This is a genomic window from Staphylococcus sp. HMSC34C02 (assembly GCF_001838705.1).
GTDB classification, from domain to species: domain Bacteria; phylum Bacillota; class Bacilli; order Staphylococcales; family Staphylococcaceae; genus Staphylococcus; species Staphylococcus borealis.
Map to the genome: position 1 here is coordinate 292,676 of NZ_KV838592.1, position 12,060 is coordinate 304,735.

11 protein-coding genes and 2 pseudogenes are annotated in these 12,060 nt (G+C 33.2%); 12 read left to right on the forward strand and 1 reads right to left on the reverse strand.

Features of this window, described 5'->3' with window-relative positions:
- The first annotated feature begins 121 nt into the window (after nt 1–121).
- The 4 genes from HMPREF3239_RS10050 (at nt 122) to hfq (ending at nt 4,385) form a co-directional block, all read left to right on the forward strand.
- Nucleotides 122–1,795, forward strand: a complete 1,674-nt coding sequence (locus tag HMPREF3239_RS10050; RefSeq protein WP_053029356.1) for a glycerol-3-phosphate dehydrogenase/oxidase — start codon at nt 122–124, stop codon at nt 1,793–1,795.
- Nucleotides 1,796–2,251: 456 nt separating this feature from the next.
- Complete coding sequence (locus tag HMPREF3239_RS10055; protein WP_070855554.1) at nt 2,252–3,175, forward strand: alpha/beta fold hydrolase; 924 nt, start codon at nt 2,252–2,254, stop codon at nt 3,173–3,175.
- A 15-nt stretch (nt 3,176–3,190) separates the two neighbouring features.
- Entirely contained in the window at nt 3,191–4,189 is a 999-nt protein-coding gene (gene miaA, locus HMPREF3239_RS10060) for a tRNA (adenosine(37)-N6)-dimethylallyltransferase MiaA (protein ID WP_070855555.1), read from the forward strand.
- Nucleotides 4,143–4,385 (forward strand): RNA chaperone Hfq, encoded by a 243-nt coding sequence (hfq, locus tag HMPREF3239_RS10065; protein ID WP_053029359.1) that lies wholly within the window; start codon nt 4,143–4,145, stop codon nt 4,383–4,385. Before miaA ends, hfq begins: the two co-directional genes overlap by 47 nt.
- Before the next feature lie 198 nt (nt 4,386–4,583).
- Here the strand turns inward: hfq and HMPREF3239_RS10070 are convergent, their stop codons facing one another.
- The gene (locus HMPREF3239_RS10070) at nt 4,584–5,060 is read right to left on the reverse strand and encodes a glutathione peroxidase (protein WP_070855556.1); all 477 of its coding nucleotides are present in this window, start codon (nt 5,058–5,060) and stop codon (nt 4,584–4,586) included.
- Between the two features lie 121 nt (nt 5,061–5,181).
- Here HMPREF3239_RS10070 and hflX point away from each other — a divergent pair, with 121 nt between their 5' ends.
- The 8 genes and pseudogenes from hflX (at nt 5,182) to HMPREF3239_RS10110 (ending at nt 11,606) form a co-directional block, all read left to right on the forward strand.
- Nucleotides 5,182–6,411, forward strand: a complete 1,230-nt coding sequence (gene hflX / locus HMPREF3239_RS10075; protein WP_371106765.1) for a GTPase HflX — start codon at nt 5,182–5,184, stop codon at nt 6,409–6,411.
- 16 nt (nt 6,412–6,427) lie between these two features.
- Nucleotides 6,428–7,666, forward strand: coding sequence for a methionine gamma-lyase family protein (locus tag HMPREF3239_RS10080; RefSeq protein WP_070855557.1), 1,239 nt, complete (start codon nt 6,428–6,430; stop codon nt 7,664–7,666).
- Between the two features lie 386 nt (nt 7,667–8,052).
- Entirely contained in the window at nt 8,053–8,418 is a 366-nt protein-coding gene (locus tag HMPREF3239_RS10085) for a MerR family transcriptional regulator (protein WP_053029363.1), read from the forward strand.
- A 20-nt stretch (nt 8,419–8,438) separates the two neighbouring features.
- A complete protein-coding gene (gene glnA / locus HMPREF3239_RS10090; protein ID WP_070855558.1) occupies nt 8,439–9,779 on the forward strand; it encodes a type I glutamate--ammonia ligase in 1,341 nt (446 codons plus the stop codon).
- A gap of 123 nt (nt 9,780–9,902) precedes the next feature.
- A pseudogene (locus HMPREF3239_RS12710) lies at nt 9,903–10,752 on the forward strand (minor capsid protein); the annotation flags it as partial.
- A complete protein-coding gene (locus HMPREF3239_RS10105) occupies nt 10,749–10,943 on the forward strand; it encodes a hypothetical protein (protein WP_037548898.1) in 195 nt (64 codons plus the stop codon). The pseudogene HMPREF3239_RS12710 and the gene HMPREF3239_RS10105, both read left to right, overlap by 4 nt.
- 72 nt (nt 10,944–11,015) lie before the next feature.
- Nucleotides 11,016–11,151 (forward strand): annotated as a pseudogene (locus tag HMPREF3239_RS12820) (hypothetical protein); the annotation flags it as partial.
- Nucleotides 11,103–11,606, forward strand: coding sequence for a head morphogenesis protein (locus HMPREF3239_RS10110; protein WP_256323752.1), 504 nt, complete (start codon nt 11,103–11,105; stop codon nt 11,604–11,606). The pseudogene HMPREF3239_RS12820 and the gene HMPREF3239_RS10110, both read left to right, overlap by 49 nt.
- Nucleotides 11,607–12,060: the final 454 nt, after the last annotated feature.

Consider the following 12,060-nt stretch of genomic DNA (forward strand, 5'->3'; position numbering starts at 1 on the left):
GATATGATTAAATTAAGTTAATAAATTAGTCGAGATTTGAGAGACCTGTTTCATACAGTTTGATTCTGTATGGATAGGTCTCTCTTTTTTCACAAAAATAAAATGTCGGAGGGGTATATTTATGGCTTTATCAACTTTAAATAGAGAAGTAATTAAGAAAAATTTACAAAATGAAGAATATGATGTCGTAATCATCGGAGGCGGTATCACAGGTGCAGGGATTGCGTTAGATGCGTCTCAACGTGGTATGAAAGTAGCATTAGTAGAAATGCAAGATTTTGCTCAAGGTACAAGTTCACGTTCTACTAAATTAGTTCATGGTGGATTAAGATATTTAAAACAAGCACAAATCAAAGTTGTAGCTGAAACTGGTAAAGAACGTGCGATTGTTTATGAAAATGGTCCACACGTAACGACACCAGAATGGATGTTACTACCAATGCACAAAGGTGGTACTTTCGGTAAATTCACAACAAACTTAGGTTTAACAGCATATGATCGCTTAGCCGGTGTAAAAAAATACGAACGTAAAAAAATGTTGAGTAAAAAACAAACATTAAACAAAGAACCATTAGTGAAAAAAGATGGTTTAAAAGGTGGCGGTTATTATGTTGAATACCGTACTGATGATGCGCGTTTAACAATTGAAGTTATGAAACGTGCCGAAGAAAATGGTGCAGAAGTTTTAAATCATACGAAATCAACCGATTTCATTTATGATGCAAAATCTAAAGTGAGAGGTATTGAAGTTCAAGATTTATTAACTGGTGAAATGTACCAAATCAATGCTAAAAAAGTCATTAACGCTGCAGGCCCTTGGGTAGATGAAGTTCGTAAAAAAGATTACACGCGTAACAATAAACAATTACGTTTAACTAAAGGTGTTCATGTTGTCATTGATCAATCTAAATTCCCGTTAAGACAAGCGGTTTATTTCGATACTGAAAAAGATGGACGAATGATTTTTGCCATTCCACGTGAAGGTAAAGCGTATGTCGGAACAACCGACACGTTCTATGATAATGACAAAACAAAACCATTAACAACACAAGAAGATAGAGACTATCTTATTGATGCAATTAACTATATGTTCCCAGACGTAAATGTAAAAGATGAAGATATCGAATCAACTTGGGCCGGAGTTAGACCGTTAATATTAGAAGATGGAAAAGATCCTTCTGAAATTTCACGTAAAGATGAAATTTGGGAAGGTAAATCAGGTCTTTTAACAATTGCTGGTGGTAAATTAACAGGTTACCGTCACATGGCTTTAGAAATTGTCGATTTATTAGCAAAACGTTTAAAACAAGAATACAAATTAACATTTGATGATTGTAAAACGAAACATACACCGATTTCTGGTGGTGATGTAGGCGGAAGTGCAAACTTTGAAAATTACGTAGCACGTAAAGTTGAAGAAGGTAAGGCAATTGGTCTTCAAGCTGATGTTGCTGAACGTTTAGCTTCTAAATATGGTTCTAACGTTGATAAATTATTTAACATTGCACAAATAGCACAAGACAAAACATTAAATTTACCACTAGAAATGTACGTTGAATTAGTATATAGCGTTCAAAATGAAATGGTTTATAAACCAACAGATTTCTTAATTCGTAGAACAGGTAAATTGTATTTCAATATTAACCAAGTAAAACAATATAAAGATGCAGTCGTTGAAGAGCTTGCTAAATTACTGAATTATACTCAAAGTCAACGCAATGAATTTACTAAAGAAATTAATATTGCGATTGAAGAAGCAACACACGGCAATGAACAACTTGCGGTTCTAAAATAAAATTTAAAATAGATGTTTTAAGAATTTAACACATATATGCGTGTATTAAATGAAACATCAAAGTCATTAAAAATATGAATATTTAGTAACTGACTGAACTGAGCGCGTACTTAAATTAAGGTTTCTCAGTTCAAGTCATCCTTGCGGGGGTAGGACAACGATTTTAAAAAATTCTGTTCTACTCCCGCTTTAGTGTTTCAAAAGTAAGATTATTGGCGGAGACATCTCACTTAAGAGAATTTCACTGGAAAATGTCACTAATATAGAGTGATTTTACAGGCAAAATAAGATGGGGAGGACAACGATTTCAAGATGAATTCAGACTTGCTCCTATAAAGATGCAATTGAAGTTGTTAAAATGAGTCTAACAATTTGATAACATTAAGAATGACAGGTATATTTAAAGGAATATAGGACATTAAGGTTAAGTAATTAATTTTGCAAGGAGGCATATGCGTGAGTCAACAATCATTCAAAATTACCGTTGAAGACGGCACTATGATAGAAGTTAAAGTAGATAAAGCGAAGATAGCAACATTTGGTGTCGTTCATATCTTTCACGGAATGGCTGAGCATATGGATCGTTACGAATCACTTGTGCAGGCATTAACGCATCAAGGATACGATGTGATACGACACAATCATCGAGGTCACGGTATCGATATAGATGAAAGTGAAAGAGGTCATTACAATGACATGCATACCATAGCCCAAGATGCTTATGAAATAGCTCAAACACTCCATAGTTCAGATAGCAATATTCCATATATCATTTTAGGACATTCAATGGGTTCAATTATTGCTCGTTTGTTCGTAGAGAAATATCCAGATGTTGCACAAGGCTTAATACTTACAGGTACTGGTCAATATCCTAAATACAAAGGAATTCCAGCTATAATTTCGTTAAAATTAATCACACTTATTTGTGGAAAGCGTAACCGATTAGAGTGGATGAATCAATTTGTTTATAAATCATTTAATAAGAAAATAGATCAACCTGAAACAAAGAGTGATTGGCTATCCTCTAAGCGTGATGAAATTAACAAATTTGTTAACGATGATTATACGGGTTTCTTAGTATCTAACCAATTAATCTATCAAACAGTGAAACATATGATAAGTACGGCTAATAATAAGCAACTCAAAAAAATGAACGCTCAGTTACCAATACTACTTATCTCTGGTAAGGAGGATCCATTTGGTGACTATGGTAAAGGTATACGGAAGTTGGGAAAAAAATTCAAACGTGCAGGCATCAATCATATAACAGTTCAACTTTATGCGAATAGAAGACATGAAATTTTATTTGAAGATGATAAGGAAATGATATGGACGCATATGTTTGACTGGATTCAGAAACAAGTAATAAAGAAAAATTGAAGTGAGGGATAACGATTGAACGACGTCAATAAACCATTTTTAGTGGTTATAGTCGGACCAACCGCGTCTGGTAAGACAGAATTGAGTATTGAATTAGCAAAACGCATCAATGGTGAAATCATTAGTGGGGATTCTATGCAAGTATATAAACAAATGGATATCGGTACAGCTAAGGTGACGAATGAAGAAATGGATGGCATCCCCCATTATATGATTGATATTTTAAATCCAGATGACTCATTTTCAGCGTATGATTTCAAACAACAAGCACAAAGTTTGATTAAAGATATAACTGCTAGGGGCAAGGTTCCTATTATAGCTGGAGGTACGGGATTATATATTCAATCATTAATTTATGATTATCCATTCGAAGATGAGTCCGTTTCAAAAGAAGTTGAAGTGCAAACCAAGTCTAAATTGCAAGCATTAGAACCATTGACTAATCAAGAAGTGCATGATTATTTGGCGACATTTGATCCACAATCAGCACAAGATATACATCCCAATAATAGAAAAAGGGTGTATAGAGCGATTGAATATTACTTAAATACAAAAAAACTTATAAGTTCTCGCAAGAAAGTGCAACAATTTACAGAAAATTATGATACATTATTAATAGGGATTGAAATGTCGCGCAAAACATTATATTCAAGAATAAATAAACGTGTAGATATTATGTTGGGCCACGGATTATTTAATGAAGTGAAGAACCTAGTAGAACAGGGTTATGAATCTACTCAAAGTATGCAAGCAATTGGATATAAAGAGCTGGTACCTGTTGTAAATGGTGAGTTATCAATAGACCAAGCAGTTGAAACATTAAAACAACATTCAAGACAATATGCTAAGCGACAATTGACATGGTTCAAGAATAAATTACATGTTCAATGGTTTGATAGAGAGACAATGACACTTCAAATGATGTTAGATGAGATTACAACCCAAATAAATAAAAGGAGTTCTAAACATGATTGCAAACCACAACATCCAAGATCAAGCACTAGAGAACTTTAAAGCACAACAAACAGAAGTTACAGTTTTCTTTTTAAACGGCTTTCAAATGAAAGGTGTTATTGAAGACTTTGACAAATATGTTGTCAGCTTAGTTTCTCAAGGTAAACAACATTTGATATACAAACATGCGATCAGCACATTTACTGTGGAAACTGAAGTTACAGATTCTAATGAACCAGTAAATAGTGAAGAATAAGTTGTAATTAAAGTGCAACGTTGCAAGTTCTTAAGAGCGTAGACAACGGTCTTAATGACAGTGTGACTTGTAATAAACTCATCATATTTTAGCACTTTTGACAAATAGAGGAATGTTTGTAATATAAAAAGCTACATTATAGAGTAAAATGATAACTCTATAATGTAGCTTTTTATCGTAGTTTAATTAAATGTTAATCTATAATAATTTTTCGATATCTTTTTCAATTTGAACTGGTTTCTTTTGAGGAGAGAAACGACTCACGACGTTTCCTTCACGATCAACTAAAAATTTTGTGAAGTTCCATTTAATTTTTTCGCTTAACATACCTTTAGCTGCATCAGTTAAGAAGCGGAATAAAGGATGTTGATTTTCCCCTTTAACGTCTACTTTTTCATGGATTGGGAATGTTACGCCATAGTTAATTTTACAATTTTGGTTAGCTTCAGCACCTGAACCAGGTTCTTGCCCACCAAATTGATTACATGGAAAACCTAAAATAACAAAACCCTGGTCTTTATATTTCTCATACAATGCTTGTAAACCCTCAAATTGTGGCGTGAAACCACATTCACTTGCAGTGTTAACAATTAGCATTACTTTGCCTTTGTATTCTTCTAATTTATAATCTTCACCATTAGATTTTTGTACCACAAAGTCATATATATTTTCCATAGTATCACCCTTTCGATATAAGAATAATGTAACATAATTTTAGTAGATAGTCTTTGAATAGACACTGTGATAGAATATTTGAGAAACACATTAGAAGGAGATGTATAACGTGACACAGCGTATGACACACGCGACAAAGAAAAAGTTGGAAACTGCTGTATTAGTCGGTGTACATGCTCAAAATGATAATGAATTTAATTTCGATTCAACAATGGAAGAATTAAAAGCTTTATCATTAACTTGTCAGCTTGATGTTAAAGGACAGGTCACTCAAAATAGAGAACAAGTCGATCATAAGTATTACGTTGGTAAAGGTAAAATTGACGAATTAAAAGCGTTTATTGAGTTTCATGATATAGATGTCGTAGTGACCAATGATGAGTTAACTACCGCACAATCAAAAACATTAAATGATAATTTGGGCATAAAAATTATCGATAGAACACAGTTGATTTTAGAAATTTTTGCATTGAGAGCAAGTAGTCGTGAAGGTAAATTGCAAGTAGAGTTAGCGCAATTAGATTATTTATTACCAAGACTTCAAGGGCATGGTAAAAGCTTATCACGACTTGGTGGTGGCATAGGTACACGAGGTCCTGGTGAGACGAAATTAGAAATGGATAGACGTCACATTCGTACACGTATGAATGAAATTAAACATCAATTACAAACTGTAGTGGAACATAGGGAACGTTACCGTAATAAACGCGAACAAAATCAAGTCTTTCAAATTGCGCTCGTTGGTTATACGAATGCAGGTAAGTCATCGTGGTTTAATGTATTGTCAGGTGAAGAAACATTTGAGAAAGATTTACTCTTTGCGACGTTAGATCCTAAAACACGTCAAATTCAAATTAATGAAGGATTTAATTTAATTATTTCAGATACTGTTGGATTTATTCAAAAATTACCAACGACATTAATCGCTGCCTTTAAATCTACGTTAGAAGAAGCAAAAGGTGCGGATTTATTATTACATGTCGTAGATGCGAGTCATTCAGAGTACCGTTCTCAATATGATACAGTTAATCAATTAATTAATGATTTAGATATGAGTCACATACCTCAAGCAGTTATATTTAATAAGAAAGATCAATGTAGTGACAGTGATGATAGTCCAGTATCTGCATCACCATCCATTTTTGTCTCTAGTCGAGTTGAAGGGGATAAATCAAAGGTTAAGGCGTTTTTAATCGCGCAAGTGAAAGCCGCATTGTCATATTATGAAGAGAAGGTTCCTAGTACAAATGCAGATAGACTTTATTTCTTGAAGCAGCATACGCTAATTGAAGAAATGAATTTTGATCCTAAAAATGAGGATTATGTGATTACTGGATATAAAAAACAATAAAAGGAAGTATGTAAGAATGTCAGATATTTCATCATTGGTTAAAGACGTAGAGGAAACGTTATCACCATATTTTAAACAAATAGAAGAAATTGCATATTTAAATCAAGAAAAAGTTTTAAATGCCTTTCATTACGTTAAAGCTACAGAAAGTGATTTAGTAGGGAGTACAGGCTATGGATATGATGATTTTGGTCGGGATCATCTTGAAGATATCTATGCCCATACATTTAAAGCTGAAGATGCGATTGTACGCCCACAAATAATTTCAGGCACACATGCGATTACTTTAGCGCTGCAAAGTACACTTAAATTCGGCGATGAACTATTATATATTACTGGAAGTCCATACGATACGTTACTTGAAGTGATTGGTGTAAATGGTAATGGTATTGAAAGTTTAAAAGAACATGGAATTGAATATAATGAAGTACCTTTAAAAGAAGGGCAAATAGATTTTCAGTCCACACTTGAAGCAATTTCAGAAAAGACAAAAGTAGTAGCCATTCAACGTTCCAAAGGCTATGACCAAAGACCTTCCATCGCTATCAAAGAAATTGAGACAGCAATTCAAGCTATTAAAGCACGATACCCAAATATTATAATCTTTGTGGATAATTGTTACGGAGAATTTGTCGAAGAACGTGAACCTATTGAAGTTGGTGCAGACTTGATAGCAGGTTCATTAATTAAGAATGCAGGTGGCGGTTTAGCTAAGATAGGTGGTTATATCGCAGGACGTAAAGATTTAATCGAACGTTGTGGCTATCGATTAACAGCGCCAGGAATTGGTAAAGAAGCAGGTGCATCATTGTATTCGTTACAAGAGATGTATCAAGGCTTCTTCTTAGCACCACATGTAGTTAGTCAAAGCTTGAAAGGTGCATTGTTTACGAGCTTATTATTAGAAAAAATGAATATGCAAACAGTTCCTAAATATAATGTCAAACGTACGGATTTAATACAGACCGTACAATTTGATACGAAAGAACAAATGATAGCATTTTGCCAAAGTATACAACACGCTTCACCAATCAATGCACATTTCAGCCCGGAACCAAGCTATATGCCGGGTTATGAAGATGATGTAATTATGGCTGCTGGTACTTTTGTTCAAGGGTCTTCAATTGAATTGTCAGCAGATGGACCGATAAGACCGCCATATGAAGCATATGTTCAAGGTGGATTAACTTATGAACATGTTAAACTAGCTGTTACTCGTGCAGTTACTAATTTGAAGGAACAAAACTTAATATAGATGCTTAATGGGAGTGGTACAGAATTTTTTACATTCGTCGTCCGCTCCCATCTTGCTTTACTTGTGGAATTTCTTAATGAAATTCTCTTTGTTGGGGCACCGCCCGCAAGGATAACTAGAACTGAGAAAAGCTTGATTAAAGCGCCTTTTCAGTTCAGTCAGCTACTGCGAATTTGCGAAGTAGCACCATTATATTATTTATGTCACAGCCTCTTTTTTTAAAAAATATTATATAAATGAGTCTATATTACCTATTGAAAAGAGCTTGAAATTAATATTAAATTTAGTTTTAAAATTTTCATGTAAGAAAACCTAACATATTTTTGTAATACGATTAAAACTATGCTAAATTAATATCAAGTTCAAAAGTAGAGGTGAGGTTATGAATGTCTAACGATAAAATCAGACGTAATATGGCCGTGTTCTCTATGAGTGTTGTTTGTAAATTAACAGAACTCACTGCAAGACAAATCCGCTACTATGAAACACATGAACTTGTCATGCCCGAGCGTACAGAAGGAAACAAGCGATTATTTTCGTTAAATGATTTAGAACGTCTTCTTGAAATTAAATCTTTGATTGAGAAAGGATTTAACCTTAAAGGGATTAAGCAAATCATAACTAATAATCAAGGGCATCTTACATCAGATGAACAAGAGATTAGAAAAAGAATGATTGTTGACGCAACGCAGAAACCACACGGTGAAGCTTTGCCAATAAATCGTGGCGATTTATCACGGTTTATTAAATAAATTTTTGGAGGATTTCTACCATGCCTAAACGTACATTTAGTAAAGACGATATTCGTAAGTTTGCAAAAGAAGAAAACGTTAGATACTTAAGATTACAATTTACAGATATCTTAGGTACAATCAAAAACGTTGAAGTACCAGTTAGCCAATTAGAAAAAGTATTAGATAACGAAATGATGTTTGATGGTTCATCAATCGAAGGTTTCGTACGTATCGAAGAATCTGACATGTATTTATGCCCAGATTTAGATACTTGGGTTATCTTCCCTTGGACTGCTGGTCAAGGTAAAGTAGCTCGTTTAATTTGTGATGTATATACGACTGATGGTGAACCATTTGCTGGTGACCCACGTAACAACTTAAAACGTGTGTTAAAAGAAATGGAAGATATGGGCTATACAGATTTCAACTTAGGGCCTGAACCTGAATTCTTCTTATTTAAATTAGACGAAAAAGGTGAACCAACATTAGAACTAAATGATAATGGTGGTTACTTCGATTTAGCACCAACAGACTTAGGTGAAAATTGCCGTCGTGACATCGTATTAGAACTTGAAGATATGGGATTCGATATCGAAGCAAGTCACCACGAAGTTGCGCCAGGACAACATGAAATTGACTTTAAATATGCAGATGCGATTACTGCTTGTGATAATATCCAAACATTTAAATTAGTTGTTAAAACAATCGCACGTAAGCATAATTTACATGCAACATTCATGCCAAAACCATTATTCGGTGTTAACGGAAGCGGAATGCACTTCAACGTATCATTATTTAAAGGTAAAGAAAATGCATTCTACGATCCAAATGGTGAAATGCAATTAACTGAAGATGCTTATCACTTTACTGCAGGTATCTTAAATAATGCACGTGGATTTACAGCTGTGTGTAACCCATTAGTAAACTCTTATAAACGTTTAGTTCCTGGTTACGAAGCACCTTGTTATATCGCTTGGAGTGGTAAAAACCGTTCACCATTAGTACGTGTGCCATCTTCAAGAGGCTTATCAACTCGTATTGAAGTACGTTCAGTAGACCCAGCTGCTAACCCTTACATGGCATTAGCAACAATCCTACAAGCTGGTTTAGATGGTATTAAGAACAAAACTAAAGTTCCAGAACCAGTTAACCAAAATATTTATGAAATGAACCGTGAAGAACGTGAAGCTGTAGGTATCCAAGACTTACCTTCAACACTTTACACTGCTTTAAAAGCTATGCGTGAAAATGACACAGTTAAACAAGCGTTAGGTAATCACATTTACAATCAATTTATAAACTCTAAATCAATTGAATGGGATTATTACCGTACTCAAGTGTCTGAATGGGAACGCGATCAATACATGAAACAATATTAATTCGCTAAGCAAATCGGGGAAAGACTTAGTGGTATAAGGAGTTAAGGCATTTTGCCTTAGCTTCTTTTTTTGTATAAAAAGTGGGCAACTAATAGATAAAATAGTATTCTCTTATACTAAAATGGCAACTACTGGACAACTAGATTATGGCAAGATATGGCTTTAGTTCAAAAAGAAGTGGAAAAAACGACGAGCAATGTATTACTTAGAGGGAGACATCCTAATGAGTATGTATCTGAGTTTAAAAAGCAAACCAATTCCACTACTTATAATGCTGGTAGATTATTAGTTACTGAATCAGCACGTGTTCAGGCTGAATCACAGAAGCTAACTTATCTAAAAGAATTAGGTGAAGATGGCGAATATAAATATGTGGCCAAAATAGACAAAAAAACATCTAAAATATGCCACTCTTTAAATGGCAAAGTATTTAAAGTTAAAGATATGATACCTGGCATAAATGCTCCACTATGCACCCTTGGTGTGGAAGTACTACAGTACCGCATGTGGGAAACTGGCGGGATAAATTCTATACTGAACGTAAAGATAAATATCGGATACAGGATAATGTAATAGAAAAGAAAAATTACAAGGAAAGCAAAAAAAGCTTGATATAATACGTAGTGGTAAAATAAAAGTAGAAATTAATCTAGAAAAACAAAATAGACATTGTAAAAATCATAGACTTTTTTAAGAAAGTAAATTGAAGACCATTAAAAATAATTATAAGCTTCGAAGCTACACTAATATACCTACTCGAGAATTGAATAAATTACATATGGAAAAATCAAATTCTGGTATAATGTTATTAGTTAACAATAAATTTAATAAAAAAGAAATTATAGACTTTGGTATTGTAATTGGAAAAGCTTTTGTAAATGGTCGTTATATTAATACTAAATTAGGGAAAGTACATTATTCTAAGACAGGTACACATGTAGTTCCTTATATTAAGAAGGAGATGAAAAAATGAGAATAGCTAGGTCTTACGGACATAAAGTAAACGTAGTTTTAAATGATGATAATAAACTTTTTGGAGATGTAATAAATTTTGAAAATCCATATGAAAGTGATTCAGGAAATTTTGTAATGGATTTAGAAACTGAATTAGGTATTTACTCTATTGATGACTCTGAAATTAAAGAAATAAGAATAATATCTTAATGGCATCTTTTCTACCCATATAAATAGAAAGTGATGCTATTTTTATACACTTTTTTAGCTTTCTCCGGAAGGTTATTTTTATGTCCAAAACGTGCTGATGACGTTATAAAAGCAAGTATGGAATGAAAAGTCGACAGACTATAAACGGAGGTATATCTCATGGAAAACAACCAAAGTAATATTACTAATCAAGCAATTGATAAAGTAAGGTATATTGATATTCCTACACATACAAAAGAAGATAATAAATTTATACAAGAACAACATAAAGCACTTCTAAAAGATGCCGAAGAAAACAATGATAGCAATGAAGTTGCATATTTATTAAAAGATGGCAAAGTTATAAAAGTATTTGGCAATGAAAATAGTGTTTCATTTTTGCCAGGTGAAAAGTCAACAGAATTATTGATTAATAGTAAACCTAGTTCAATAACTATGTTACATAATCATCCAGGCCAGTCAGGTTTTTCTTTGCATGATTTAACTATGTTTATAAAATTCGATTCTATTAAAACCATGACTATAGTGCCTAATGGCGGACAAATAAAATGTCTATCTAAAAGTAATGGTTACTCTAAAATAAAAATCTTTAAAATTTTTAAGGAAACATTCTTAAATATGGAAAAGGTTAAATTAGAAAAGAGAGATATTGATATTTTTTAAAAAAATATATATAATTTAGGCATCTTAAGCAAAAGGTAGTGGTAATTTATGGTAGTATACCAACTTGATGGACAAGGAACAGTTGATGAAATAATAAAAGATATTGAAAATGATATTAAATTAAAAGAAAAAAATTAGTAGCATCCTTTCCACCCATATAAATAGAAAGTGGTGCTATTTTTATACACTTTTTTAACCTTCTAAGGAAGGTTATTTTTTATGTCCAAAACGTGCTGATGACGTTATAAAAGCAAGTATGGAATGTAAAGTCGACAGACTAAAAACGGAGGTATATCTCGTGGAAGACAATCAAAGTAATATTACTGAAGAAGTAAAAAGCAATGAGAATTTAGAAACACCTAATGAACAAGCCCAACATAATGAGAAAACATATTCCCAAGAAGAAGTATCTCAAATAATTAAAGACCGTCTAGCTAGAGAAAGAAGAAAATCT